Below are 26,786 nucleotides of genomic sequence, written 5' to 3'. Positions count from 1 at the left end.
GCGTGATTTCGCCGCGCGCGGCACTCGCTGCTTATACGTTGTGGCAGGCGATCGTCCGACCGTCTGCACCGACAGATCGAAGTTGTGGCACATCGACGAGACAGCGATCGCTGGCCATTGGACAGCGGGGCGCATAGGCACAGCCGCGCGGCCGCGTGAAGAGGCTTGGCGGTTCACCCATTTCGATTGCGCCCAGGATCCGTTTCGATGGATCGGGCTTCGGAATTGCCGCCACCAACGCGCGCGTATAGGGGTGGAGCGGATGATCCAGCACCGTCCGCGTCCCGGCCTGCTCCACGATCCGGCCCATATACATGACAGCAACGCGGCTGGTGATCTGTCCAATCACGCCAAGGTCGTGCGAGATGAAGAGCATCGACAGTCTCAATTGGTCACGCAGATCCATCATCAGATTGAGCACTTGGGCCTGCACGGAAACGTCGAGGGCCGAGACCGGCTCGTCGGCGACGATGATGGACGGGGTGGGAAGAATGGCGCGTGCGATTCCGACCCGCTGCCGCTGCCCGCCACTCAGCTCGTAGGGATAGCGAGCGGCGAAAGACGGGTTCAACCCGACGGCCGTCAAGGTGGCAGCTATGGCCGCGCTGCGCTCGGCGCGGTTCTTGAAGAAGCCACTGATGTCGGCCGCCTCCGCCACCGAATCTCCAATTGTGCGCCGCGGGTTGAGCGATGCATTGGGATCCTGGAAGACCATTCGGACGCTCAGACGCTTCTCACGGAGGCCGGAGCCGCCGGCTCCGATCAATTCGGTTCCCTTCAATTTGATGTTGCCGCTGTCGGGCTGGACCAGCCCGACGAGGGTGCGGCCCAGCGTGGTCTTGCCGCAGCCGGACTCGCCGACAATCCCGAGGACCTCGCCTTCGGCCAGCGATAGCGATACACCGTCCACCGCCTGCACCCGGTATTTCCGACCGGCTCGCCTGGCACTGAACGAAACCATCATGTCCCGGACGTCGAGGATGGCATTGCCGCTCATGGCAGCTCCCCGCGGGCAAGCGGAAATGCACAGAGCACCTCGTGCCCTTGGGAGGCCTCCAGGCGAGGCGGGGTCGCCACGCGGCACTCATCGCGCACCGCTGCGCACCGCAAGGCAAACACGCAGCCAGCAGCGACCGAACCTGGCAGCGGCGGCTGACCAGAAATTGTAGGCAGCCGGCGCGCGCCGGAATTTCGCGACGGCATGCAATCCATCAGTCCGCGGGTGTAATGATGACGGGGTGCGCCGAACAGGGCATCGACTGAAGCGGTTTCCACGATCCGGCCGGCGTACATGACAGCGACACGATCGGCGAGCTGCGCAATGACTCCCATGTCATGGGTGATGAACAATATCGCCATATCCAGCCGATTGCAGAGCTCGCGCAAGAGCCCGAGAATCTGAACCTGTATGGTGACATCCAGCGCGGTGGTCGGTTCATCGGCGACCAGCACCTGTGGCCTGCAGGCCAGCGCAATCGCGATCATGACCCGCTGGCGTTGGCCTCCGGACAACTGATGCGGATACGCGGACAGCTGCATTTTGGGGTCGGGCATACGCACCAGCTCGAGCAGTTCACGCGCACGGGAGAGAGCCGCCGCGCCCGAAATTCCCTCATGCACGCGCACGGCTTCCGCGATCTGATCGCCGATCCGACGAACCGGGTTGAGTGAGGTCATCGGCTCCTGAAAGATCATTGCCATGCGGCCGTGGCCGACTTCGACACGTTGCCAGGGCTGCAACTGCGTTACGTCGCAGCCCTCCAACAGGACCCGCCCGGCCCGGACCCGGGGACCGGGCTGCGGCAGCAATCCCATGATCGCAAGCGAGGTCATGCTCTTTCCACAACCGGACTCGCCGACGAGACCGAGGATCTCGCCCTTGGCCAAGCCGAAGGACAGGCCCGCGACGATGTCGACCGGCGCGGTTTCCGGCCCCACTGACACCGTAAGGTCGCAAACTGTCAGCACAGCCTAACCCTTCTCACCGAAGACTTGACGGAACCTCGGATCGAGTCGATCTCGCAATGCATCGCCGACCAGGTTCAGAGAAAAGGCCGTCACCACGATCATCATGCCGGGGAAGAAGAGCAGCCACGGAGCGCGGGTGATGAAGGTCCGCGATTCCGCCAGCATATTGCCCCAGCTCGGAATGTCCGGCGGGGCGCCGAGGCCCAGGAAGTCGAGTGAAGCCGCGCCGAGCTGCGCGAACGCGAAGACGAAGCTGGCCTGCACGAGAAGTGGTGAGACCAGGTTCGGCAAGATGTGCCGACTGATGAGCCATGCCGCTCCGGCGCCCATGCTGCGGGACGCCTCGGCATAGGTCTCCGCGCGCAACCGCAGTGTCAGTCCGTACACGATCCGGGTCGTCGTCGTCATGTAGCCGATCCCGATGGCCAGGATGACGGTGGCCACACTCGGGCTCAAGATGACAATCAGGCCAAGTGCGAGAAGCAGAGTCGGGAAGGCCATCAGCACGTCGACCATGCGCATCAGCAGGTGACCCAGCCGCGGGAACAGAGCGGAAAGTACGCCGGCCGGAACGCCGGTCGCGAGAGCGAAGACCACCACGCCGGAGCCGATCAGAAGTGCCATGCGTGCTGAATGAATGGTGCGCGACAGGGTATCCCGGCCGAATTGGTCGGTGCCGAACCAGTGGGTCACGTTCGGGGGCGTCAGGCGGATCAGGGGATCGATGGCATACGGATCGTAAGGCGACAGCCAGGGTGCGAAGACCGCGGCGAGCACAGTCGCCAGAAGGACCCCGAGCCCGGCCAGCGCGATCGGGCGGGGCGAGGAACGGCTTGAGCCACAAGGTCACGCTGTTGCTGCTCATTGGAGTTCGACCCGCGGATCGAGCAGACGATAGCTCAGATCGACGATCAGATTGATCAGGAGATAGACTACCACGATGACCAGGATGACGCCCTGGATCACAGGGTAATCTCGACGAAGGATTGACTGAACGACGAGGCGGCCGATGCCGGGCAGGGCAAACACGGTTTCGGTCACCACCGCTTCGGACAGTAGTGCGGCGAAAGTGAAGCCGAATGCGGACACGACTGCCAGGAGTGCATTACGCCAGATGTGGCGGCGCACGACCTGCCACGGCCGGATTCCCTTTGCACGCGCCGTGCGTACATAGTCCTCCCGGGAGACGTCGAGCATGCTGGCGCGCGTCAGCCGCAGGATCAAAGCGGCATTCGGAGCCGCAAGCGCCAGGCTGGGGAGGACGAGATAGCGGAGATTGACGACACCACCTTCGAAGATCGACGGATAACCGGAGCTCGGAAACCAACCGAGCCATGCGGCAAAGATCAGGATCAGATAGAGCCCGACCCAGAACGTGGGTATCGAGGCCATCAGCATCGCCCCGCCGGACAATCCCTGATCGAGCCACGTGCCGTGCCGGACCGCCGCAATCATGCCGATCGGCACCCCGATGACCGCAACCCAGATCATCGTCATGGTGGCGAGCAAGGTGCTGGTCTCGGCGCCATCGGCAATCACCGACAGGACGGGCGCCTGGAAGAAGATCGACCGCCCGAGGTCGCCCTCGAGCACATGGCCGGCCCAAGTGAGATATTGCAGGATGATCGGTTGGTCGAGACCGAGTTGGTGTCGCAAGGCGTCGATCTGGTCGGGGGTCGCGGTGTCACCGAGCAGAACATAAATCGGGTCACCCGGCACGATATGGATGAACGCGAAGATGATGATGGACGCTGCCAGCAGCGTCACCGCCGTCGTTCCTGCGCGCTTGAATGCGTAAGACCACATGTGATTGCGCGCCTGATCAGCGGCAACGATGCGCGCCGGCGCCGGCGCTCGACAGTCCTCGCGGCCTCATTGCCCGTCCTTATTTCGTCGACACATTCCAGAACACGGGACCGTTTGGGTTGAGCCCCTTGAGCTTGGGAGAAGCAATGTCATAGGTGTAGGCGTCGCCCACTTTCATCACCGGTACCTGCTCATAGATCAGCGACTGGATCTTGCCCCAAGTCGTCTTCCGCGCAGCTGGATCGGTCGTGTTGATCAACTCGGCCCGAAGCGAGCCGATCTCGGGGCTGTCCCACCAGCCGGGATAGCTCGCATTCAGGAACGTGAGCAGCAGCGGGTCGGGGGCGAAGGAATGGTGGGTGACGAAGATGTCCCATTGTTCCGGCTGGCCGCGCATCTTCAGAAGGGTCGCCCAATCGACGACCATCATCTGAACATTGATGCCGGCGTCGGCCAGCTGGCGGGTGAAGACGGAGGCTTCGTCATAGTGTGCCTGGTAGTTCGTCGAGACCAGCAGGCGGATCGGCGTCCCCGTGTAGTCCGCCTCCTTTGCGAGCTCCTTGGCCTTCTTCGGGTCGTGCGCACTATAATTTGAGGCGCCTTCCGTCGAGTACCAGGGTGTGCCGTTGGGAAAGATCGATCCTTCGGCATTCCACAGGTCCTTGGGACCGAAGGCGACGCGCAGCGCCTGCGACTTGTCTAACGCGGTCTGGATGGCGCGGCGGAGCTTGTAGTTGTCCTTCAGAATCCCCTGCTTCGAGTTCATGAAGAAAAGGCCGAAGATCGGCGCGTTGGTACGCTGCACCTGGACCGATGGATCTTTGCTCAGGGACTCGTACAGATCACCGGAGATCATTTCCGCATAGTCGTAGTCGCCCGCCTGCACGCCGCTTACGCGCGTGCCGACGTCGGGCACCGGAATGAACCGGATCTTGTCGAAGCTCGCAACGCGGGCGCCGGCGAAGCCGTCGCCCTTTTCCTTCACCGGCTTGTAGCCGTCGAACCTCTCCACCTCGACATAGCGGTTCGGCCGCCACTCCACGAACTTGTAAGGCCCGGTGCCGATATAGTCCTTTTGCTCGATCGGCCGGTTCCCCGCTTTGGCGGCTATGTCTTCCGGATAGATCGCAAGACCGCCATTGACGTCCGCAATGAGAGCCTTCCATGCGCCGTTCGGCGCGGACAATTTCAGCGTGACTTCATACTGTCCAGTCGCCTCGACCGACGTAGCCGCCGCCATCAGGAGCTTGCCGCGCGCACCGAAACTGCCCCATCGCGTCATCGAGGCGGCCACGTCCTTGGCGGTCATCTCCTTGCCGTTGTGGAAAAGGACACCTTGGCGGAGCTTAATGACGATGGTCCGACCGCCGTCTTCCGTGCGATCGCTCTCGGCCAGCATCGGACGCGGCGTATAGGTCGAGTCCAGCGCATACAGGGTCTCGAAGATGTGGCGGCCGATGACCGATGCGACGTCGGCTGTCGTCAGCATGACGTCGAGCGGCGGTGGTTCTCCGATGGTGGCTTCGCGCAGCAGGGTGGCGGCATTGGCCTGCGCAAACAAGAATGACGCGGTAACCAGCCCCACGACGCCACGCATCAAGACACTTGGACCGTATCTCATGATCGCCCTCCCGCCTTGTTGAACCGCCTGCTTCCCGGAGCAGGGGATGTGCCTTTCAGCTGCTTGGGCTGACGGCACGCTATTGCTTGTTTGAAAGTTACATACACAATTTAGCAATTATCAAGCGGAAAATGCTGTTCTTGATGGGGCGGGCCGATATACGTTTGGTCGATGCTGAAGGTTTCTTACGGCAGCTTCTTGCCAAGAGCGCAGGTTGATCTGACCTGGGGAAGGGCGGGCAATGGCGCGTGCAAAGCGAAATCATCCGGCGAGAGCCGTTGGTGCAGCGATCTCGAAGCGGTCGGGCGACGACAATGTCGTGGCCGGCGACATCATCTCCCTCATCAGGCAGAGCGCTCCAAGCCTCAGCCCGTCCGAGCAGCGCGTTGCCACGGTGCTGCTGGCCGATATGGAATTTGCCGTTCACGCCAGCAATTCCGAGTTGGCCCGTCGGGCGCGCGTCAGCGAGCCGACAGTAACCCGGTTCAGCCGCTCCGTCGGTTGCCGGGGCGTCCGCGACCTCAAGGTGAGGCTGGCTCAAGCAATGGCGGTTGGGCGGATTTACGTTGAGCCTCCCCCGCATGTCGGGACCGATCTGGCGCGCCCCGCGCTCTGGCGGTCGGTGTTTCAGGAAATTCGTCGTGCAATTGCCGCCGCCGAGGAAGGGCTTCGCAAGGAGGACATCGAGAGGGCTGCCGAAGCTATCTCCCGCTGTTCGAAGCTTGCAGCGTTCGGGGTGGGGGGCGGTTCCACTCTTGCGGCGGCGGAAGTTCAGAACCGGTTCTTTCGTCTTGGGATCGCCGTCTCGCATGCCTCCGATCCGAGCTTGATGCGCATGATCGCCGCGACTTTCGGGCGGGATGACGTCGTCGTTGCTATCTCGACCACCGGTGCAGCGAATGCGGTGATCGAGGCAGCCAGTATCGCCAAGCAATACGGCGCCTTGGTCGTCGCAATTACCAAGCCGCAAAGCAGGCTGGCCTCGATCGCCGATATTGCGCTTGGCGTGCACGTGCCAGAAGCGCCAGACGCGCTTAAGCCGACGGCGTCGCGCTATGCATTTCTCGCCACCATCGATCTGCTCGCAGCGTCAACCGCCTATTGCAAGCCGCTCGAAGCCCAGGCACGCATGCGGCGGATCAAATACGAGTTGCTGAAGGGAAGCGACGGGGACGCCAAAGGGCCGCTGGGAGACTGAAAAATCTACAGTGGCCCGACGAGGATTTGTTCGGTGCATCGCCGCTCGCATGTGGCAACGCCAATCGCGCTCCCAAACCTGAACCGCACATCCTGCCGAAAAAAATTATCTGGCAGGATGCGATGTTCGGAGCCGGCAACGAGGGCTATCAGCGGCAGACGTAGCTGCCATTGACCAGAACGCGGACACATCCGGTACCGACAGCGGCTGCACCGACTGCCGCGCCGCCGACGACCGCGCGCCTGGTGGTGCGCCGTGCTACGCCGGCGACTGATACGGGTGTCAAGGGCCGCCCGACTCGTGCTTCAGCCCGGCCGAGCGAGAGCGAAAGGCCTTCCTCCGCCGACCAGTCGATCGAGCCGGACACTCCGAGGGCTACCACGGCAACCGCGAGTGATAGTTTTGTGACCAAGCCACGCTTCATGATAGTCTCCGCCTGTGAGAGTGAATTTGGATCGCTCCATGGACTGGCGCTCGGACCATTGATCAAGATCAAGGAACCGTCGAAATCGTGAATCTGTTAAGCGAAGGCGAACCACCAGAGCGATTCAGTCGGGTTCGGGTACATGCGTCACCCATTTCGCCTCGTTTTTACTTCTGTATGCAGAGCGGCCTCAGTGTCTCGTCGCTGCTGCGCGCTTTCGCGTATTCAATCAGCGCCGTCCGGGCTGCTTCGCAACGCTCTGCGCTTGAAAATTCTTGTGTCGATATGACGGCGCCATTCGCGACGCCGAGCCAGCTGATGACGACCAGAACATAGGTCACGGTATCCTCCCCCTCAGCCGTCGATCTCCTGAGCGCAGATTAGCGCGACAGGCGGCTTAATGCGCGCCGCCCATCACGCCATCATGAAGCTCTATTGGCACACGTACATGATGCCATCGCCGCCCTTCACCAACGAGCCTGGGACGCAACCGATGCCGTTGCGTGCCGCATAATCGGTCCAGCCGCTATAGCCGTAGCTCCACGGTCCGCCGAAGTAATAGGCTCGCACGGCGTACCAGGGCAGACTCTCGTTAGTGTAATAGTGTCCGCGATTATAAGGAGTGACGTACAACCTCGTCGCCGCTTGCGCCTTGTCGAGCCCCAGCGAAATTCCGTCTTGGTCGTTCCAGCCGATGGCCAACGTCGTTCCGCATACGAGGGCGGCAACGGCAATCTTCCTTGCGCTCGTTGATTTCATGGACCTTCTCCAAAAATGAACTTCAACGTCACAACACCAACGCAGCACCAGGGCGGCGGCTTGCTTTAGATCAAGGGATTCAACAAATCGCATCTGCTTCGTCTTCGACTTTGCCGGGTCAAGTTCGAATCAAGTTAGGTGAATCTCGACGACGACGCTGTGACGTCCGATAAGTGCAACGCGCGGGAACGCATCGGAAGCGAGCTGTCACGTGGGATCTCGGCCCTCTCTACACTGGAGCCAAGTATGCAATCGTGCGAACGCTTCTCGCTGGAATGCGTCATGCAGTCGGCGACAAGCTCCGAGACGGCATGACGCCTCCTGATCCGCTCTTCATCATCTCTGCCGTTTCGTTCGCGGGCTCGTGTTGCGCCTCGACCAATTTGGTGAACGCGAAGAACAATCGGGCGGTGATGCCACCTTTCAATCGGTGCTCATCATGAAGCCTCTCGGCCGCCAAGCGTGACCAGCTTCTTGCCTCGGCCATCCAGACCCTTTGGTTTGCCGGATCCTGCCTTGCAAGCCTCCGGCAAAGTGCTGCGCGCGAACTCAGTTCGAATTGACTCATCATCGGCCCTCCCTGCCAGAAGCTCGATGTACGAGTGGGAATTCTGCGTTGCGTGCCACATCTCCGCAATTGCCCTTCCGGTCATTGTACCAAGGGGCATGTCACGGCCACTGACCAAGCCGCGCGATACTACGCGAGGCGGCGTTGCGAAAATTCGATTCGTTGATCTGGCTCAAGCGACGCCGCATTCGAACACGGTGAACATTAGCCTGCTGCAGCGTGCGTGCGCTTACCAGTGAAGCGCGGCCCATGCATCAGCAAGTGCTTCACCAGGGCGCGCCGCGGCGGAAGCAACGGCGGCTCGATTTAGGCAGCCATGCCCATGCAGGTTGCATTTCTTCGCCAATCCTGCCGCCGTGGCCCGTTGCTTGCCAGACGAAGATCTGCGGCGGCAATGGCGCCGACAATGCCCATCTCGCGATATCTGTTCTATGTCGGCGGTGCGTTGCTTGCGATGCTCTTCGTTGCGGACGCCCTGGTGCAGGATCGGCCTGCCATCCACGGTGGAGCTGCGCGCTCCGCCACCATCCGCATCCATTCCGATTGGAAATTGCCCGAGCGGGTCGTTCTCGACACCAGCCTGCCCACGATTGTCGCAACCGACATCGCCAAGGTCGAGCTTGGTGCCTTGCCAGGCGCCGACCTCCCACAGACGCGCGTGCGCGAGGCCTTTGCTCAGCTAGGACCGCTTGATGCCGAACGACCGCCAGCGCGTCCGTCGACAAAGGCTGATGTGAAGCCGCAGCGTCAAAACAAAAGTGCGAGGAGGCACATCGAAAAAAATATCCGGCTCGTCGCGCGGCCGCCGCAGTACGGCTGGTTTGGCAACCAGGTTTGGTGAGCGTCTCCGATCGCATCTTCGGAGTGGGGCGTCCGCCATCGATACTAGCAACGAGTGCACGTCGAGGCATTGCCCAATCAAATGTCCTTGAAGATCGGGAGTAACTGACATGAGTGAAACGTCAAGGTCTGAACGAATCGATCGTCGCGGGGCTCTTTCATTGCTGGGATGGGCCGCTGTACTCGGATTGGCGGCATCCGGCACGGTGCTGTTCGGAACAGAAGCGCCGGCGCAGACGATCGGCATGGAGCGACGCCAGGAGAGGCGGGGAGCCCGCCACGAGCGGCGTCAGGAACGGCGCACGGGCCGGACTGAACGCCGTCAGGAAAGGCGTACAGGGCGCACGGAGCGCCGTGAAGAGCGGCGCAACTAGGACGTCAACATGCTCTCACCGATCATCGTTCGCCGGCAGATGTCTGCTTGATCGCGATCCGGAAGCTGGCGGATGCCGCAGACCTGGTACGTTACATTCGAAGTGCAGAAGCGTGGGACCTTGCCGAAGCGGCGAAGTCCACGGGAGACACGCACATTCGAGAGCGAAGCCGAGGCGCGGGCTTTCGCGCGAGAGAAATTCAATGAGGGATTGATCGTGTTTGCAGGCACGCTCAATCCCTTTTTGCCGCGACGGCTGATTTCCTCGAGCGACATTCCGTCCTGGATAGAGCAAGACCGAGGCGACGAGGTTGGCGGCCATGATGACAAGCGCGACCCTGAGAAATAGGCAGGAGGTCTTGGTGCTTCATGCCGAGTCTCGTTCGAAATGTCTTGAGTGTTGCCATTATGGCACGTGGAGTTGGTGCTCTCGCCCGTAGAGTTTCAGCTGGAAGTTGGGGGATGATCGCAGTGCAACAAGCCGCCGTTCGAGCAAATCAAAAGCGGCCGGCAAGGAGAGAGCATGATGAAAAGACTTCTACTAGCAACCGTTGGTCTGGTGGCGCTGTGCACGGCGGGGACCGCCATGGCTGCCGATATGGCCGTAAAGGCGCCGCCACCGGCACCGATCATTCCGATCTACAATTGGACGGGGTTCTACATCGGCGGCAATGGTGGCTGGGCGCAGAACCACAATTGCGTGGATTTCCTTGACGCGGCTGGAGTCGCCGTCGCCTCTGGCTGCCGCGATCGTTCCGGTGGTGTCATCGGTGGCCAGCTCGGTTATCGCTGGCAGGCCAGCCAGTGGGTGTTTGGTCTGGAGGCTCAGGGCGATTGGGCGGATCTCAGCAACCAGCGCGTCAGCCTGTTCAATCCGGCGCTCTCCACGCGCGCCAAAACGAGCGCCATCGGCCTCTTCACCGGCCAGATCGGCTACGCCTGGAATGCGTCACTGTTCTACGTGAAGGGCGGCGCTGCGGTAACAGACAATCGTCTCAGCGTGCTTGATACTGCGTCCGGCGCCGAGCTCGCGGCGCAAAGCGCAACCCGCTGGGGTGGTGTCATTGGTGTCGGATACGAGTATGGCTTCACCCCGAACTGGTCGGTGGGGCTCGAATACGACCATCTGTTCATGGGGCATCGGAATAATTCGTTCACGGCCGCCGATCCGCGCCTTGCCGCTTTTGTAAACGACCGGATCACCCAGGACGTGGATATGCTCACCGTGCGCTTCAACTATCGCTTCGGAGGGGCCAACCCGGTCGTCGCGAGGTACTGAACTCTCCCGGCCTGATGTCTTCAGGGGGCCGGCAGTCATGCCGGCCCTCATTTTTATGGGTTTATCGCGCAAACCAGTCAGCGTCGGCCGGCGCGATCGACCGGACCGCCGCGGTTGGTCGGAGTGCCGGACCGCACTGCTTCTCGTGCGGCAGCGCGTACGACGGGACGCACTCCCACGACGACGCCCGGTCTTGCGATGCAATGCGCGCGCTAGTCCACATATTGGCAGTATACGACCGCGTTGGCGCTTTCAGGGCTCGCGAAGACGAGCCCGGGCACCAAGAGCGCGTGCTCAGGAAAATCCGAGGCAGATCTACCAGCCCGAATAGTAGCTCCGCCTTGCATAGTAGCCGCCATAACCGCCATAGCTACCGTAGGCGCTGTAGGCACTGGGCGGACAATAGTCATAGCCGTATCCTCCGCCGTAAGAGGAGTAAACGCCGCCGTAGGATGGGATATGCACCATAGTAGCCGGAGTTTGCGATTGCGCCACCGACGATGGCGCCCGCGACCACTGCGCCCGCGCCCCAGCCACGGTAGCCTCTGTATCCGTAACCTCTGTAGCCATATCCGGCGCCGCGATATCCCAAACCACGATAGCCCAATCCCGCTCCACGGTAGCCTCCACCCCATCCGCCACGATAACCCCAGCCTCCATAGCGCACTTTCACCACGTCACTATCGAGCGCGGCTCTCATCACGCCGACGTTGGTTGGCAAAGGCGCTGCTTCGCTCCCGGGCACAGAAATCATGGCGCTCGCGACAGTAAGACTTGCTGCAAATGCTCCTTTGATGAACCTCATAATGTCCTCCACCTGGTTGAAATCTCGATTGACCGGCGAGGGAAGGATTCCGTCGCGCCGGCGGCGTGACCGTGCACATGAAATGTTTGCGGTCGTTACCGGCTTGGCCTTGATTTGAATCAACGAGCGAGATTGGAGGCCGTGAGCGGCTCCGGCCGGTTACCGGTCCGCTTGCCCGAGGCGCGGCACCAGATGGATCGTCCTTAGGTCGTAGAGCGCGGCGGGCTTGAAGAACCTGCGAATATCGCGAACATTAATCGCAACGGCTTCATCTGCATCGTCGACAATACCATAGCGGAGAGACCTGATGATCACAGTTCCGGAACTGGTGTCGCAAGCTCTGGGCGCGTTTCTGACGATGGAAACCAAGGACCGGTTCGGTGCCTCCCATGCCGGTCTGACCGAACTGCTTCCGTTCGCGGCCAAGCTCACCATGGAGTGCATCGGCAACAGCGATGCTCTCTATCATAACATCGAGCATACGTTGCTCGTGACCCTTGCCGGGCACGATATCCTGACGGGGCGCGCGCTGCTCCGGCCCACCACGGCAAACGACTATGCGAATTTCATTCTGGCGTGCCTTGCCCACGACATCGGATACGTCCGCGGCGTCGTTCAGGGCGATGAGGACGATCTGTTCATCGCGGACGTCACCGGCAACACGGTTCGTCTGACGCGAGGATCGTCCGATGCGGCTCTCGCGCCATACCATGTCGATCGGTCGAAACTGTTCGTGCTGGAACGGCTGGATTCCGTCGAGCAGGTGGATGCCGACCGGGTCGCTCGGGCGATCGAATATACCCGGTTTCCTTACACGATGTCTTCGAATGACAGCCTCATTGAAGAGGAGGGATTGCTGTTACGGGCCGCCGATCTCATCGGTCAGCTCGGCGATCCCAACTATCTGAAGAAGTCCAACGCGCTGTTCTACGAGTTCGAGGAGATCGGCCTCAATAAGACCTTGGGCTACGCGACGCCAGCGGACATCGTTTACAAATATCCACAATTCTATTGGAGTAACGTAGCTCCCCAGATCCAACCGGCGATACGTTATCTCAACGTGACGTCTCGAGGCCGACAATGGATAGCGAGTCTCTACGGCAACGTATTTCGGGCCGAGCGTGAGCTGACTCTCTCCGGACCGCAGCCCTAGACCGGACCACAGCCCTAGAAGAGGCTCGACGCTTGATCTGGATCAAGCGTGCGGCGTGAGAGCAGGGGCTAGTTCGCCTCACCATGCGCGGCATGAGCTGAAGGCGCGTCCGTGAAAACACTCCGCCAGATATTCTCTGGAGACGAGATCATCCAGCTTCTCATCCGGCTGGGATTGCTGGGGCTGTTGCTGATCTGGGCGCTCCTCCTGGTCCGCCCATTCGTGCCCATATTGGCCTGGAGTGTCGTGCTCGCCGCTGCGCTGAATCCGGTGTTTCGGCGCCTCAGTGACATTCTCGGTGGCCGACCGAAGCTTGCAGCGACGATCCTCACCCTCGTCAATCTTGCTGTGGTGATCGGGCCCGCGACCTGGCTGGGCATGGGCGCGGTCGATGGGATCACCGATCTTGCTGCCCAAGTGACGGCTGGCGAACTGCATGTGCCTTCGCCTCCGCAGTCGCTCAAGGATTGGCCCGTCATCGGCCCTCAGCTCTTCGATCTCTGGGACCAAGCGACGACCAATCTCCGGTCGCTCTTGCGCGCAGTGGTGCCCTACCTGAAGCCATTCGCTGCGACCTTGCTCGGATTTGCCGGCAATGCCGGGGTGGGAACGGTCAAATTCCTGCTGTCGGTGGCTGTGGCCGGGGTGCTGTTTCCGTATGGACCTCAGCTCGTTGCTGCGGGGCGCAGCTTTCTGTCGCGCGTCGTGCCGGACCAGAGCGAGCACTTTCTCGACCTGGCAGGTGCCACGATCCGTGCGGTGGCTCAAGGCGTGATCGGCGTCGCTATCATCCAGGCATTGCTGGCGGGTATCGGCTTCAAGCTGGCCGGCATCGCCAGCGCGGGGCTGCTGGCATTTGTGGTGTTATTGCTGTCGATCGTGCAGATCGGCGGGGCCATCGTCATCCTGCCGGTCATTATCTGGATCTGGACCGACAAAGAATTTCCGACTGCGCTCCTGCTGACGGTGTTTTTCGTGATCGTATCGGTGCTCGACAACATCCTGAAACCCCTTGTCATGGGCCGCGGCCTGACCACGCCAGCGCTCGTGATCCTGATCGGGGTGATCGGAGGTACCCTCTTCCATGGGATCATCGGCCTCTTCATCGGACCTATCATTCTATCTGTGGTCTGGGAGCTGACGGTGGCCTGGATTCGTACCGAACGTGCTGTGCCGGCGAAACTGGCGATCGAGCGTTGACCCATATCAATTCGACCGAGCCTTTCAGGTAAAGCGATACGATAACGAGGTCGAAACGTGGTGGTGGAAATGTCTGGCCCGCCTGGTGCCGTTGCTGTGGCCGCCGGTGTTGATGCAGGGCTTCGGCATGCTCCAACGAGGGCGACGTGAGCGCCATGGATACCATCCTTGTCATCAATGCCGGCTCTTCCCACCTCAGGTTCCGTATCTATTCGGTCGAAGGAGAAGGAAGCCTACGGCAGCAGATCAAGGGGCGGATCGACGGCATCGGGCGTTGCCCGCGACTGGAGGCGAGCAGTGCCGGCGGCGATCCGCTTGCCAATCGCGCCTATCCGATCGAAGCAGTGCCGGATATTCCGGCCGCACTGAACATTGCAGGCGCCTGGTTGCGGGATGAGCTTCATATCAGCCCCATCGCCGTCGGGCACCGCGTCGTGCACGGAGGTACGGAGCATGACCGGCCGGTCCTGATTGATCAGGGGATGCTGGCTCGCCTGGAAGGACTGACGGCGTTGGCGCCGCTTCATCTGCCGCACAATCTGGCGCCCATACGAGCGATCCTGGCTGACTTCCCAACGCTCCTGCAGGTCGCCTGCTTCGAGACCGCATTTCATCGAACCCATGCCGCCGTGGCCGACCACTACGCGATCCCTCGTGGGCTTCATGCCGAGGGCGTACGGCGCTATGGATTTCATGGCCTCTCCTACGAATACATCTCGAAGACCTTGCTGAGAATTGCGCCGGAAATCGCGATGCGACGCGTGATCGTCGCGCATCTCGGGAGCGGCGCATCAATGTGCGCGCTTCACGGAGGATTGAGCGTCGAGAGCACCATGGGTTTCACCGCGATTGACGGACTGCCGATGGAAGCGCGACCAGGGCAGATCGACGCCGGAGTTGTGCTTTATCTCATCTCGGAGAAGGGAATGGCGGCGTCCAAGGTGCAGGAGTTTCTTCACGGAGATTGCGGGTTGAACGGCCTCTCGGGTCTCAGCGGCGATATCCGTCAGCTCGAGGCAAGTGAAGATGTCAACGCGAAATTTGCGATCGACTATTTCGTTCACTGGGTCGGCCTTAACGCCGGTATGCTCTCAGCTGCGTTGCAGGGGCTCGATGCGTTCGTCTTCACCGCCGGGATCGGCGAAAGCTCCGCGTCGATCCGTTTGCGCGTGGCGGAGCGGCTCGCATGGCTCGGTGTCAAGCTTGATGTGGCGCAGAACGCGCGGCAATCGCAGCTGATATCGTCTTCGGCGAGCCGCATTCCGGTTTACGTCGTGCCGTCCGACGTGGATCTCATGATCGCGAGACACACATTGGCGCTGCTGATGAACAGCAGCTCGACAGCGTCAAAGGGGGCATCGTGATCGTTCTCCTTGATCGGGGTTGCAGTCAAACGTAGAGAGCTTTGGTGGTCGGCGCTTGCCGGATCACCGGACGACTTCTTCGATGTCCGCGCTAGGAGTGCGCAATGGCGGTCCAATTCCTACTCGGTACCTTGATCAGCGTGATCAACATCATGATTCATGCGCTGGTGACCGTTGCGGCCATCGACATCGCTCGTACCGCTGGCTTGAAGCATACGGCGCGGCCCCGGTCGCACCTGATGGCCGTGATGGTCACCACTGCTGTCATTTTGATGGTCGCGCACACCGTCGAGGTTCTCATTTGGGCGCTCGCCTATGCGACGGTCGGCGCGGCGCCTCCGGGGAGCGATCTGCTATATTTCACCTTCGTGAACTACACCACGCTCGGCTATGGGGACATCACGCCCGTGGCGGGCTGGCGGCTGACCGGACCTATGACAGCAATGAACGGCATCCTGATGTTTGGTTGGTCGACCGCGGTTCTTTTCGAGGTGCTGCGCAAGACGGTTGAACATCTCGCGGCGATTGCGGCGCCTAAGTCTAGTTCTGGAGATCGAGGCTAGCGAGCTTTAGCCTGTCCAGCAGCACGATCTGGCGCTGAGTGTTTCCGATGAAGCCGAGGATACCGAGCTCATGCAACCGCGATAGTGCGCGGGAGACGGTTTCCAGCGTTAATCCGAGATAGTCGGCGATATCACGCCGCGACATCGGCAGCGCCATGATCCCGGCGGCGGTCAGCCGCTTGTCCATCTCAATCAGGAAGGCTGCGACCCGCTCCAGCGAAGTCTTGCGGCCGAGCAGCAGCATGTGGTCTTCCGCATGCTGAAGGTTGGTCGTAGTCATGCTCAGCAGGTTACGAGCCACCACGGCGTCGTCCTGCGCGACCAGCTCGAGACTTTGGCGCCTCACCAAACGAACCGTGGTGTCGACGATCGCTTCCGTCGTGAACCTGTGCGCGCTGCCGTTTTCCAGCCCGAAGATGTCGCCCGCAAGATGAAATGCGCCGATCTGGCGTCGGCCGTCCGACAGCAGCTTGTAGCTCCGCACCGCGCCCTTCTTCACCTGATAGACGTACTCTGCGGGCTCCTTTTCACCGTAGACTTCGGAGCCCTTCTTATAGGTAAATTCGTTTAGACTGATGATCGGATTCGAATCGGTGTTTAACCCCAGCTCACGGAGCGAATGAAGCCGCGAGGAGGCGTCGGCAGCGGTGCGAACGAACATGGCCAACTCCCGAACTAATGGTGACGCGGTATTTCCATCGCGGGAATAAGGAGCCGCCGAAAATCCGCTTCCCGCGAAGGTTGTTTAGGCGATAATTGGGGTTTTCAACCATTGTCTGTAGGTGCATTGTACCAAGGTACAGGAGGGGTTCGATGCGCTGACTGAGAACCCGTCAGAGTGTCTGTCAGATGATGCGGCAATATGCCGACAGCGGACGCTTCGTTCCCGGTTGTGGCATCCCAATTGGGCTGCTTTGCTCAGGCATCGACGGCACGTCTGGTCTTTCTGCATTTGAAGTACCCATCGAGGGGAAAAAACTTGTCCGGCTTCGTATATGTCGTGGACGACGATGCATCCTTCCGGACGGCGATTCAGCGTCGGCTCAAACTGGCTGGGTATGAAGTTGTGACCTACGCGTCCGCCCAGCAGTTGCTGGATGATCCGCCAGGGTCCGACCATCCGGGATGTATCTTGCTTGATGTGCAGCTTCCTGGCCTGAGCGGGCCGGAGTTGCAAAGCTCGCTCGTCCAACGCCGTTCGCCGCTGCCGATCGTCTTCCTGACCGGACATGCCGATACCGCGACGACGGTTCGTGCCATCAAGGCCGGCGCGGAGGATGTCCTTATCAAGCCGGTATCGTCTGAGCAGTTGATCGATGCGATAGAGCGGGCAATGGCTCAACAGGAGGTGGCGCGGAGCCAACAGAGCAAGCTCGATTCGCTTCGTTCTCGCTTGACGTCTCTGTCGCGGCGCGAACGACAAGTGTTCGACCTGATCGTGCGCGGCAAAATCAACAAGCAGATCGCCTATGAGCTCGGAACGACCGAACGCACGGTGAAAGCGCACCGCCACCAAGTAATGACAAAGATGCAGGTACTATCGTTTGCCGAACTGGTGTCCGCTGCCGAGCGGCTCGGCCTTCTGGATTCGGCAAAGGTGTGAACCTCAGGCCGGCGTCGTTACTTCGTCAGGTCCGCGATCGGACCTGTACGATGGGACAATATGAAATGTTATTGACATAATTCGCCCTGGGCCGCCTACATACCTGCGTCGTTGGCCGTCAGATTAGCACAGGAACTTTTACCACGTAGCGTCGTTGCGACGCGAGGGCCAGGTTTCCAATCAGAAAGACGGGTCCATTGTTTGCACGTAAGCCGATTTACGTCGTGGATGATGATTTATCAATGCGCCGAAGCTTGGAGCGGCTGCTTCGAAAGCACGGCTTTGATGCTGTTGCTTTTGATTCGGCCGCAGCGCTGCTTAGTTATGGCTGCATCGAAGAGGCGTGCTGCATCGTTCTGGATATCAATCTGAACGGGGAGTCGGGTATCTCACTCCGCGGCAGGCTCGCGGCCGAGTGTGCCAGTGTCCCGATCATCTACATTACCGGCAACGACTGCCAGGCAAATCAGGCTGCCGCGATTCAGTCCGGGTGCGCCGCCTATCTGGCCAAGCCCTTCGCAGCAAGCGCACTCATCGATTCCATCGAACGCGCCTGCGCCGACCATGGCTGACCCCGCCGCTGCTCACTCCTCGATGTCCTGCTCCAGGGTCTGTGCGGGCGCGCCGTTGTGAACCGAACCAAACTTCGCCAGCGGCAGCGATGTTGTCAGAGACAAAAGGTTGGAATCGGTGACCTCGAGCACCAGCGCCTTGCCGGCTTCCATGTCCTCGATGAATTTGGGATCGGCGGCGTCAGCGGCGATACAGGCATTGCTCAGGCACCAGGTGTAGGGCAACGACCGGGAAATTCCCTGATCGACGGTCAGCTTGGCAGGCCGTTGCAGATACATCCCGACGGGGACGAACACTTGCAGCCGGGCAGTGCGGTCGCCGTCACGTTCGATCAGGTCGACGCGCACCGCCATCTGCCCCGTTGCAAACTTGCCGGTGATCGAGGTCCGACACAGCATCGGCGCGCCGCCGGGCTTGACGCAAAGCTTCCGCCAGTCGCCATAGGTGATGTCCTTGGCTTCGCGCTGTCCGCGAGGCGCGATTTTGGCGGGCTGTGCCTCCCGCGGCAGGTTTTGGGCTGCCGCGTTCTGGGCTGAAGCCGGTCCGCCAATAGCCGTCGCGATAAAAATCAACAGGCAGGCGCGCAAAGGCCTGAGCCATGGTGTTGGGGCGGCGTTGATCATGGATGCGTGTCCTTCCGGTCACTGCGGCTATTTCTGTGCGTCGAGGAACTGTTCAACGAGCGGCGACCACGTCGGGATCGTATCGGGCGAGCCGATGAAGAAGTGCCCTTCGTTGCCAAAGGGGGGCATCAGATGATATTCGGCCCTGCCGCCGGCAGCGGTGAAAGCGTCGTGCATGCGCTTCGACAAGGCCGGGCCAAAAAATGTGTCATTCTCGATATAGAACCACAGCATTGGCACTCGCGAGGTTCGGCCGAAATCGGCAGTCGCTTCGACCAGCTTGTCCGGTGCGCAATTGTTGTTGGGTTTGCCGTCGACGCGGCCGCCGCGTCCAGCGGCGAAGGTGATGATTGCCTTCACCTGCGGCGGGTTTGCGCTCGAGAGGGCAATGGAAGCCCAACCGCCCGCGGACTGTCCGATGACGATCACGTCCTTCGGCAGAACGCGTTTCTCGGCCACCATGTAGTCGATGATCCAGAGATCGACTTGCGCAACGGCACGTCCGGCGTCGTGAAAGTTGGGACTAGTACAGCTTCCGACCTTGGAGAAGAACGGCCCGTAGAGACCGTGCTCTGGAATGTCGATGGCGGCTGCACCGTAGCCGGTGCCGACGGGTGCCACCACGAGGTAGCCGCGCCTGGCAAACCACTTGGCGGCGTCGCGGAACTCCACCAGCGGGAAGAAGCTGCGATCGACGGGCTTGAGCGACACGCCATGGTTCATGATCGCCAGCGGGAAGGGGCCGTCGCCGACGGGCCGCACTACATAGGCGAACATCGGCAGCGGGAGTGGCAGGGCCCAAACCTCTTCCTGGATCCGAACATTGTCGTCGGCGCGTACAGGGGCAAGAAAGCAGGCCAAGATGCTCAGTGCTCCTGCCAGGTAGGTCGCTGTTGAAGCATGGCGGAGATTCACGCGCGCCTCCTTCAACCGGCGAAAGTGCTGGCGACGATGATGGGGCCAAGCACGGTCAGGACGACGTTGCCGACAGCGTAGGGCACCGCGACTCCGAGCACCGGCGTCTGGCTTTCTGCAACTTCGCAGGCGCCGGTCACGGCTGCGTCGACCGTCATGGCCCCGGCCAGGGCGCCGCAGATGATCACGGGGTTCATGCGGAGCACGCGATGGGCAAATAGGGTCGTCACGATCAGCGGCACCAGCGTGACCACCAGGCCCATGCCCACCAGCAGCATGCCGTGCGACTGGATTGCGACCCAGGCCGCGTGGCCGTTGCCGAGCCCGATCGCGGCGATGAAGCCGCCGAGCCCGAGGTCGCTCAGCGTTTGCTGCGCGGCGGGCGGCATTGCACCCATCGTCGGCCGGCGCGAGCGTAGCCAGCCGCAGAAAAGTCCCGCTATCAAGGCACCGCCGCCGCCGCCCAGAGTCAGGGGCACTGAGCCGATCTTGACGCTCGCGAGACCGGCGAGCAGACCCACGGCGATGCCTGCGGCAAGGAATGCGATGTCGGTGCGGTCTTCGGAGCTCAGGATCTGTCCAACCTGCGAGGCGGCGCGCTCGATGTTGCGGGTGCTGCCGACCAAGGTCATGACGTCACCGACATAGACGCGGGTGTCGGCGCTCAGGGGGACCTCGCGTCCCATCCGCGTCAAGGTGCGCAGGAACACGCCGCGCGCGGCGTCGCCGACACGGTCGGCCATGTCCTTGACGGAGCGGCCGTGGAGCTTGCGATTGTCAACGAGGACGTCGACCACATTGCCTGGAAGAGCCTTCAGGATCTCATCGGCATCGATTTCTGTGCCAACGATCGGCTTTGCGGCGACAATGGCCGCCGTGCGACCCGCGATGACGATGTCGTCGCTCGCTTCAAGCACCGTGTCGCGATGCGGCTCGACGTCAGCGCCCTGGCGCACGATCCGCTCGATCACGCTGCGGCTGCCGATCTCGTCTTCAACGGCGCCGACGGTCCGACCGGCCGCGGCCGACACTCGATAGGCGCGGGCCTGGAATTTGCGATAATGCAGATTCTCAGTTTGTGGCGGGTTGCCACCTGAAAGCTCCGCCTCGAGCTTTGCAGCTTCCGCTTTCAGATCGATCCGCATCAATTTCGGCGCGACAAACGGCACGTACAGGAGTGTGAGGATATAGCCGAGCACGTAGGTGACGGCGTAGCCGGCGGCGATATTGGCGTCCTGCTGCTGCAGCAACTCTTTGGGGAGTCCGAGCTGAGCTAGTGCGCCAGACGCGGTGCCGATGACCGACGACTGTGTCAGGGCTCCCGCAGCAAGACCGGAAGCGGTGCCGGGACCGAGCGCGAACACATGGGCAAATACGAGAACGATGACGAGGCCGGTGCCGCCAAGCACGAGTGCGAGCGCAACCTGCGCTAGGGTCCGGATGCTCAACGAGGCAAAGAACTCGGGTCCGGACCGGTAGCCGATCGTGAACACGAACAGGCTGAAGAGAATGACCCTGAGCAGGGACGGAAACGTGAAGGTGCCAAGCTGCCCGATCAGAACGGCAACGATGAGCGTGCACGCGGTGGTGCCGATCGAAAAACCGCGAATCCGGACGCGGCCAAGAATGGTGCCGAGCGCGACGGACAGCAGCAGAAAGATTTCCGGAGCGGCGGAGATGATCCATCTGACCGTGCTCATGGTGCAGGCCCTCCAGCCATTTGCACCAAATCTGGTTGGTGATAGCCGGCGATGCTTGATCCAGATCAATCCTCGCGGTCGGCCAGTCGCTCCCTGTTGACCCGCAGGATTCCAAAGCCGACGTTGGGACATGAGCACGATGGATACCGCCGTTGCTTCGTCGATACGCCGCGACGAAACGGTGCCAGTCGCGCTGTTGCTGGCGTTCGCGGGCGGCTATCTCGACGCCTATACGTGGATCATGCACGGCGTCATGGCTAACGCCCAGACTGCAAATCTCGTGCTGCTGTGGGTTTATGGATCGATCGGCGACTGGGCGAAAGCGCTCCACTTCGTCCCACCGATCCTTGCGTTCGCGGTCGGCATTGGCGTCGCGTCATGGCTGCGCCGGGCAGCGCGACAGCGCGCCAGTGCCATCAGCACACTGATCGAAATCCTGCTGCTGGTCACCATCGCCATCCTGCACAACCGCTTGCCGGATCTCGCCGGAACACTCGGCATTTCCTTCGTCGCCGCCGTGCAGAGCGCGGTCTTCACGAGGGTCGAGGGCGTGCTCTACAGCTCCGTCATGATCACGGGCAACATGCGGCAGGCGATTGAAGGGCTGTTCGCTGCGGCCTCCGGCAATGGGACGCTCCGTCCCCCCGGCATTTTCGCCACCTTATGCGTCACCTTTGGTCTAGGGGCGGCTGTGGGCGCCTTCGCGACCAAGCAAATCCCAAATCTGGCGCTCGGTCTCCCCGTGATCGCACTGCTGGTCGTGCTGTTGCTCTGCGAAGTCTCAAGCGAGGAGGGCAGGCTCTGATGTCTTCCGGGCGGAAATGGCGCTGGCTCCTCCTGTTTCCGCCCGCAACCTGGCTGGCGCAGTATCACCGCGCCTGGCTGCGTTCGGACGCCATCGCCGGCATTACGCTTGCGGCTTACGCCATTCCGGTGTCGCTGGCCTATGCCACGCTGGCGGGCCTGCCGCCCCAAATCGGCATCTACGGCTATATGCTCGGCGGCATCGGCTATGCGCTGCTGGGGTCGTCGCGCCAGCTTGCAATAGGTCCGACCTCGGCGATCTCGCTGATGATTGCGGCGACCGTCGGGACGCTGGCCGGCGGAGACGCGGCGAAATACGCCGAGATCGCAAGCCTGGCCGCCTGCGCGGTGGCGCTGCTTTGTCTGATCGCGTGGCTGTTCAAGCTCAGCGTTCTCGTCCGCCTGGTGAGCGACAGTATCCTGGTCGGCTTCAAGGCCGGCGCGGGACTTACCATCATGATGAGCCAGTTGCCGAGCCTATTCGGAGTCGCCGGAGGCGGTCACAATTTCTTCGATCGCGCCATCAAGCTCGCCGGCCAGCTCGGCGGCGTCAATTGGCTGGTTCTGGCGATCGGAGCCATCGCGCTCTTGTTCCTGCTGGTGGGAGAGCGGCGGCTGCCGGGACGGCCGGTCGGGCTCACGATCATGGCGCTATCGATCATGCTGGCGACACTGCTTGGCTTTCCGTTGCTTGGCGTGCCGGTGACCGGCAAAATTCCGGAGGGATTGCCGGCGTTTGGATTACCCAGCTTTGGTCTATTGGAGCCGGACGAACTGTTCCCGCTGGCTGCAGGATGCGTGCTGCTGGCCTATATCGAAGGCGTCTCCGCCGCCCGCAGCTTTGCTGCCAAGCACGGCTATGCCCTCGATGTTCGCCAGGAGTTTTTGGGGCTGGGCGCGGCGAACCTCGTCACCGCCTTCGGCCACGGCTATCCCGTGGCCGGGGGACTGTCGCAGTCTGCGGTCAACGACAATGCCGGGGCGCGCACGCCGTTGGCCCTGGTGATCTGCTCGGCAACGCTTGCGCTATGCCTGCTGTTCTTCACGGGGCTTTTGACGAATCTGCCAAAGGCGGTGCTTGCGGCGATCGTCTTTGCCGCCGTCTACCGGCTGGTGGACATCCGCGCGCTGTTGCGGATGTGGCAAGTCAGCCGCATCGACTTTTACGCTGCGACAATTGCCCTCCTATCCGTGTTGCTCCTGGGGATCCTGCAGGGCGTCCTGCTCGCGGCGGTCGCTTCGATCGTCCTCCTCCTGGCGCGAGCTTCACGCCCGAACGTCGCTTTCCTCGGTCGCCTCCCGGGTACCGGCCGTTACTCCGACGATGCGAGGCACGAAGGGGTCGAGCCATTGGTCGGCATCATCGCCTTTCGACCGGAAGCCTCGCTGCTTTACATCAATGCCGAAACAATCCTGGAAACAGTGTCGGATGCCTTGCTGAAGTCAGCCGATGTCAGATTGGTGGTCTGCGATCTCTCCGCGTCGCCGTACATCGATCTGGCTGGGGCGCGCATGTTGCACGACCTTTACGACAAACTCGCCTCGGCGCATATCGCCTTCTGCATTGTCGGCGCGCACGCACAATTGCGCGATCTGCTGCGGGCTGAGGGATTGGCGGAAAAGACCGACAGTGCGGCTTGGCTTCGCTCGGTCGACGACGTGCTCGGTGAGAACAAGCAATCGTCTGATCCGATATCGCTATTGCCCAGCCAGCTCTGATCCGATCTCCCGCCCGAAACCGGACGCCGGCAGCCACTTTGGCGATATTGCATCGCGAGGTGCATCGCACCTTCTTCAAGATGCGCGTCCGTTGACTTGGATCAATAGACCGACGTGAGCGGGCACCACGATCCCGGCCGAGACGTCGCAAAAAGATCCGGAGAGAGACATGTCCAAGGACGCCAAGGCTGCAGAAAAGCGCATCGATCAGTTCATTTCCGGGCCCGGCGGACGGGCGGACGACTGGCGCGATCTGGTCGAAGCGGCCAAGGTATGGGCGCGCGGGGGCGACCGCGCGAAGTACGATGCGGCGCTCGCCGATCTCTCCGTCATAGAAGAGTTTCACGGCTATCCCGGCCTGCAATTGATGGCAGCGTTGAGGGAGGCGGCGTCGGCTGGGGATGCGGCGGGTTCACTTGGTCTTGCGACGCGGATTACGCAGGCCCTGATGACAAGATCCTTCCGCCAACATGCCGGCGATTGGGATCCCAAGGACGACGGCAGTGGCGATGCACCCGAGCTCGTGTCCTCGAGTTTCGGCTCACATGCAGCCCGGCGACCCTATTTCGAAACGCTGGTCGTCACCGGCGTCTCCTCCGAGAAGTGGCCGGCGCTCGCCGCCGAATGGCGCAAGCTGCGCCGGCCGGTGGATTCTTTCGTCTATGAACCGGTGATCGTCGGCAGTCTTGAAGACGCCTTCTGCGCGACGATGCTCAACCCCAATATCGCCGCCGTCGTCATCAACGAAGGGTTCGGGCTGCGCTCGCGTCACGACGCGCCGGTATTGCGCACCATGACCGCCGCCGCGGGCATCAATGACGAGTCGGACGCGTCCGCTCTCCGGCTCGCACACATCATCAAGCGGGTGCGCCCCGAACTCGACCTTTATCTGATGTCGAATCGCGACGTGGAGGAAATGGCGGGGAACCCCGAGGCCAATGTGGTTCGGCGGATATTCTACTCCATCGAAGAGCTCCTCGAACTCCATCTCTCCATCCTCGAAGGGATCCAGGATCGCTTCGATACGCCGTTCTTCGACAATCTCAAGAAATACGCGCAACGCCCGATCGGGACGTTCCATGCGCTGCCGATCGCTCGCGGCAAATCTGTCTTCAGGTCGGACTGGATCCGCGATATGGGCGAGTTCTACGGCTTGAACCTGTTCCTGGCCGAAAGCAGCGCGACCACCGGCGGCCTCGACAGCCTGCTGGAGCCGACCGGCACCATCAAGAAAGCACAGGACAAGGCGGCGCGGGCGCTTGGCGCCGATCGCGTGTTCTTCGTGACCAACGGCACCTCGACATCCAACAAGATGGCGGTGCAGGCGCTGCTCGGGCCAGGCGACATCGCGATCGTCGATCGCAACTGTCACAAATCGCACCACTACGGCATGGTGCTGGCCGGCGCCCAGCCGATCTATGTCGAAGCGTTCCCCGATGACGGAATATTCGATGTATGGCGCGGTGCCGCTGAAGACCATCAAGCAGGCCCTCTTGAACGCGAGGGCCGACGGCCGGCTGGACCGCGTCAAGATGCTGGACCTGACCAACTGCACCTTTGATGGCCATATCTACAACACCCGCCGGGTGATGGAGGAATGTCTCGCGATCAAGCCAGATTTAATCTTCCTGTGGGACGAAGCCTGGTTCGGCTTCGCGCGCTTCTCTCCGTTCCTGCGGCGACGGACCGCGATGGGCGCCGCCAACGAGATCGAGACCTGGATGCATGATCCGAAATCGGTCGCGGCTTACGAGAAGCAGCAGGCCGACCTCGGCAAGACCCCCTCGGACGAGGTGCTGCTCAAGACTCGTCTGATCCCGGATCCGCGCCAGATCCGTTTGCGCGTCTATCAGACCAACTCGACCCACAAGTCGATGTCGGCGATCCGGCAGGGTTCGATGCTGTCGGTCAAGGACGTCGAATTCCACACCGTCGAGCAGCAGTTCAAGGAAGCGGTGTTCACGCACGCGTCGACCAGCCCCAACCAGCAGCTCATCGCCAGCCTCGATGTCTCGCGGCGCCAGATGGAGCTTGAGGGCTACGGTCTCGTCGCCAACGCGATCGAAATCGCGTTCGCGATCCGCAGGGCGGTCAACGGCAATCCGCTGATCTCGAAATACTTCCGGATTCTCGGCGCGGACGCGATGGTGCCGGCGCAATATCGCCAGAGCGGCTTCACCGACTATCTCGCAACTGGCATGAACTGGGCGAACATCCTGAAGAGCCTGGACGACGACGAGTTCTGCCTGGATCCGACCCGTATGACCTTGGTGTGCGGCACCGCAGGTTACGACGGTACGCAGTTCAAGGGCATCCTCGCCAACGACTACAATATCCAGATCAACAAGACATCGCGCAACTCGGTGTTGTTCCAGTCGAACATCAACAACACCCGCAGCGACGTCGCACATCTGGTGAGGGTACTGGCCGAGATCGCGGGAGAGGTCGACCGCGGGTTGGTTCAGGGCGGCGCCAATGCGAAGAAGACCTTCGAGGCGCGGGTCAAGAGCCTGATGACCGATGTGCCCGACCTGCCGAACTTCTCGCAGTTCCACGACAGTTTCCGTGGCGATGCCGGCACCAGGACCAACGAGGGCGACATTCGTAGCGGCTTCTACTCGGCCTATGATGCGGCGGGATGCGAATATATCCGGCTCGGCGATTCCGAGATCGACCGTCGCCTCAAGGCCGGTCCCGACCTCGTCTCTGCCAGTTTCGTGATCCCGTATCCGCCCGGCTTCCCGATCATGGTGCCGGGGCAGGTCATCACCCAGGAAACCATCGACTTCATGCGCAAGCTCGATGTGAAGGAAATCCACGGCTACGACGCCAAGGAAGGGCTGAAGCTCGTGCGTGCCGAGGCCCTGGCGAAGATTGGGCGGCCCAAGCCGGGCGCCGCGCCGAAGCTAAAGGCGGCATCGTAATAAA

Annotated in this window: 26 protein-coding genes and 1 pseudogene; 13 read left to right on the top strand and 14 right to left on the bottom strand. The window is 61.6% G+C overall.

Annotated features, from left to right (window positions below; translation table 11 throughout):
- Positions 1 to 31: 31 nt before the first annotated feature.
- From ACVIN2_RS06540 to ACVIN2_RS06520, 5 genes are all read right to left on the bottom strand, one after another.
- Complete coding sequence (locus ACVIN2_RS06540) at positions 32 to 997, bottom strand: ABC transporter ATP-binding protein (RefSeq protein WP_456764951.1); 966 nt, start codon at positions 995 to 997, stop codon at positions 32 to 34.
- Positions 994 to 1,968: an ABC transporter ATP-binding protein gene (locus ACVIN2_RS06535; protein WP_456764950.1), complete on the bottom strand. Its 975-nt coding sequence runs from the start codon at positions 1,966 to 1,968 to the stop codon at positions 994 to 996. Before ACVIN2_RS06535 ends, ACVIN2_RS06540 begins: the two co-directional genes overlap by 4 nt.
- A 3-nt stretch (positions 1,969 to 1,971) precedes the next feature.
- Entirely contained in the window at positions 1,972 to 2,745 is a 774-nt protein-coding gene (locus tag ACVIN2_RS06530; protein WP_456764949.1) for an ABC transporter permease, read from the bottom strand.
- 84 nt (positions 2,746 to 2,829) lie between these two features.
- Complete coding sequence (locus tag ACVIN2_RS06525; protein ID WP_007608695.1) at positions 2,830 to 3,774, bottom strand: ABC transporter permease; 945 nt, start codon at positions 3,772 to 3,774, stop codon at positions 2,830 to 2,832.
- Positions 3,775 to 3,853: 79 nt separating this feature from the next.
- On the bottom strand, positions 3,854 to 5,395 hold the full coding sequence (locus tag ACVIN2_RS06520; RefSeq protein WP_456764948.1) for an ABC transporter substrate-binding protein: 1,542 nt from the start codon (positions 5,393 to 5,395) through the stop codon (positions 3,854 to 3,856).
- A 241-nt stretch (positions 5,396 to 5,636) separates the two neighbouring features.
- On the opposite strand from ACVIN2_RS06520, the gene ACVIN2_RS06515 reads away from it, so the two are divergent.
- Positions 5,637 to 6,593: a MurR/RpiR family transcriptional regulator gene (locus ACVIN2_RS06515; RefSeq protein WP_456764947.1), complete on the top strand. Its 957-nt coding sequence runs from the start codon at positions 5,637 to 5,639 to the stop codon at positions 6,591 to 6,593.
- A 148-nt stretch (positions 6,594 to 6,741) separates the two neighbouring features.
- On the opposite strand, the gene ACVIN2_RS06510 is transcribed toward ACVIN2_RS06515, so the two are convergent.
- From ACVIN2_RS06510 to ACVIN2_RS06495, 4 genes are all read right to left on the bottom strand, one after another.
- Positions 6,742 to 7,017 (bottom strand): hypothetical protein, encoded by a 276-nt coding sequence (locus ACVIN2_RS06510; RefSeq protein ID WP_456764946.1) that lies wholly within the window; start codon positions 7,015 to 7,017, stop codon positions 6,742 to 6,744.
- A gap of 167 nt (positions 7,018 to 7,184) precedes the next feature.
- Positions 7,185 to 7,358 (bottom strand): hypothetical protein, encoded by a 174-nt coding sequence (locus ACVIN2_RS06505; RefSeq protein ID WP_456764945.1) that lies wholly within the window; start codon positions 7,356 to 7,358, stop codon positions 7,185 to 7,187.
- A gap of 91 nt (positions 7,359 to 7,449) precedes the next feature.
- Entirely contained in the window at positions 7,450 to 7,776 is a 327-nt protein-coding gene (locus ACVIN2_RS06500; RefSeq protein ID WP_456764944.1) for a hypothetical protein, read from the bottom strand.
- 280 nt (positions 7,777 to 8,056) lie between these two features.
- Positions 8,057 to 8,347, bottom strand: coding sequence for a hypothetical protein (locus ACVIN2_RS06495; RefSeq protein WP_456764943.1), 291 nt, complete (start codon positions 8,345 to 8,347; stop codon positions 8,057 to 8,059).
- A 403-nt stretch (positions 8,348 to 8,750) separates the two neighbouring features.
- Here ACVIN2_RS06495 and ACVIN2_RS06490 point away from each other — a divergent pair, with 403 nt between their 5' ends.
- From ACVIN2_RS06490 to ACVIN2_RS06480, 3 genes are all read left to right on the top strand, one after another.
- Positions 8,751 to 9,185: a hypothetical protein gene (locus ACVIN2_RS06490; RefSeq protein ID WP_456764942.1), complete on the top strand. Its 435-nt coding sequence runs from the start codon at positions 8,751 to 8,753 to the stop codon at positions 9,183 to 9,185.
- A 445-nt stretch (positions 9,186 to 9,630) separates the two neighbouring features.
- Positions 9,631 to 9,906, top strand: a complete 276-nt coding sequence (locus ACVIN2_RS06485; RefSeq protein ID WP_456764941.1) for a hypothetical protein — start codon at positions 9,631 to 9,633, stop codon at positions 9,904 to 9,906.
- A 174-nt stretch (positions 9,907 to 10,080) separates the two neighbouring features.
- On the top strand, positions 10,081 to 10,836 hold the full coding sequence (locus ACVIN2_RS06480; RefSeq protein ID WP_007592988.1) for an outer membrane protein: 756 nt from the start codon (positions 10,081 to 10,083) through the stop codon (positions 10,834 to 10,836).
- A gap of 315 nt (positions 10,837 to 11,151) precedes the next feature.
- Here the strand turns inward: ACVIN2_RS06480 and ACVIN2_RS06475 are convergent, their stop codons facing one another.
- Positions 11,152 to 11,406 (bottom strand): hypothetical protein, encoded by a 255-nt coding sequence (locus ACVIN2_RS06475; RefSeq protein ID WP_456764940.1) that lies wholly within the window; start codon positions 11,404 to 11,406, stop codon positions 11,152 to 11,154.
- A 542-nt stretch (positions 11,407 to 11,948) separates the two neighbouring features.
- On the opposite strand from ACVIN2_RS06475, the gene ACVIN2_RS06470 reads away from it, so the two are divergent.
- From ACVIN2_RS06470 to ACVIN2_RS06455, 4 genes are all read left to right on the top strand, one after another.
- Positions 11,949 to 12,794: an HD domain-containing protein gene (locus ACVIN2_RS06470; protein WP_456764939.1), complete on the top strand. Its 846-nt coding sequence runs from the start codon at positions 11,949 to 11,951 to the stop codon at positions 12,792 to 12,794.
- Positions 12,795 to 12,905: 111 nt separating this feature from the next.
- Positions 12,906 to 13,994, top strand: coding sequence for an AI-2E family transporter (locus ACVIN2_RS06465; RefSeq protein ID WP_456764938.1), 1,089 nt, complete (start codon positions 12,906 to 12,908; stop codon positions 13,992 to 13,994).
- Between the two features lie 155 nt (positions 13,995 to 14,149).
- A complete protein-coding gene (locus tag ACVIN2_RS06460; RefSeq protein WP_456764937.1) occupies positions 14,150 to 15,358 on the top strand; it encodes an acetate/propionate family kinase in 1,209 nt (402 codons plus the stop codon).
- Positions 15,359 to 15,462: 104 nt separating this feature from the next.
- Positions 15,463 to 15,921, top strand: coding sequence for a potassium channel family protein (locus ACVIN2_RS06455; RefSeq protein WP_106947023.1), 459 nt, complete (start codon positions 15,463 to 15,465; stop codon positions 15,919 to 15,921).
- Here the strand turns inward: ACVIN2_RS06455 and ACVIN2_RS06450 are convergent.
- Positions 15,899 to 16,582 (bottom strand): helix-turn-helix domain-containing protein, encoded by a 684-nt coding sequence (locus ACVIN2_RS06450; protein WP_456764936.1) that lies wholly within the window; start codon positions 16,580 to 16,582, stop codon positions 15,899 to 15,901. The two genes, ACVIN2_RS06455 and ACVIN2_RS06450, sit on opposite strands and share 23 nt — an antisense overlap.
- A gap of 318 nt (positions 16,583 to 16,900) precedes the next feature.
- On the opposite strand from ACVIN2_RS06450, the gene ACVIN2_RS06445 reads away from it, so the two are divergent.
- On the top strand, positions 16,901 to 17,524 hold the full coding sequence (locus ACVIN2_RS06445) for a response regulator transcription factor (protein ID WP_456764935.1): 624 nt from the start codon (positions 16,901 to 16,903) through the stop codon (positions 17,522 to 17,524).
- A 197-nt stretch (positions 17,525 to 17,721) separates the two neighbouring features.
- Positions 17,722 to 18,096, top strand: coding sequence for a response regulator (locus ACVIN2_RS06440; RefSeq protein WP_456764934.1), 375 nt, complete (start codon positions 17,722 to 17,724; stop codon positions 18,094 to 18,096).
- A 12-nt stretch (positions 18,097 to 18,108) separates the two neighbouring features.
- On the opposite strand, the gene ACVIN2_RS06435 is transcribed toward ACVIN2_RS06440, so the two are convergent.
- From ACVIN2_RS06435 to aspT, 3 genes are read right to left on the bottom strand one after another with little or no spacing between them, the layout of a single operon-like run.
- Complete coding sequence (locus tag ACVIN2_RS06435; protein ID WP_456764933.1) at positions 18,109 to 18,720, bottom strand: invasion associated locus B family protein; 612 nt, start codon at positions 18,718 to 18,720, stop codon at positions 18,109 to 18,111.
- A 27-nt stretch (positions 18,721 to 18,747) separates the two neighbouring features.
- Entirely contained in the window at positions 18,748 to 19,590 is an 843-nt protein-coding gene (locus ACVIN2_RS06430; protein WP_456769660.1) for an alpha/beta hydrolase family protein, read from the bottom strand.
- Positions 19,591 to 19,646: 56 nt separating this feature from the next.
- A complete protein-coding gene (gene aspT, locus ACVIN2_RS06425) occupies positions 19,647 to 21,335 on the bottom strand; it encodes an aspartate-alanine antiporter (protein ID WP_456764932.1) in 1,689 nt (562 codons plus the stop codon).
- A 130-nt stretch (positions 21,336 to 21,465) separates the two neighbouring features.
- On the opposite strand from aspT, the gene ACVIN2_RS06420 reads away from it, so the two are divergent.
- From ACVIN2_RS06420 to ACVIN2_RS06410, 3 genes and pseudogenes are all read left to right on the top strand, one after another.
- A complete protein-coding gene (locus ACVIN2_RS06420; protein ID WP_456764931.1) occupies positions 21,466 to 22,140 on the top strand; it encodes a YoaK family protein in 675 nt (224 codons plus the stop codon).
- On the top strand, positions 22,140 to 23,858 hold the full coding sequence (locus ACVIN2_RS06415) for a SulP family inorganic anion transporter (RefSeq protein ID WP_456764930.1): 1,719 nt from the start codon (positions 22,140 to 22,142) through the stop codon (positions 23,856 to 23,858). Before ACVIN2_RS06420 ends, ACVIN2_RS06415 begins: the two co-directional genes overlap by 1 nt.
- 169 nt (positions 23,859 to 24,027) lie before the next feature.
- Positions 24,028 to 26,782 (top strand): annotated as a pseudogene (locus ACVIN2_RS06410) (decarboxylase).
- The last annotated feature ends 4 nt before the right edge of the window (positions 26,783 to 26,786 follow it).

The organism is Bradyrhizobium sp. USDA 3650, assembly GCF_054057395.1.
This window is presented reverse-complemented; position numbering and strand designations above follow the sequence as displayed.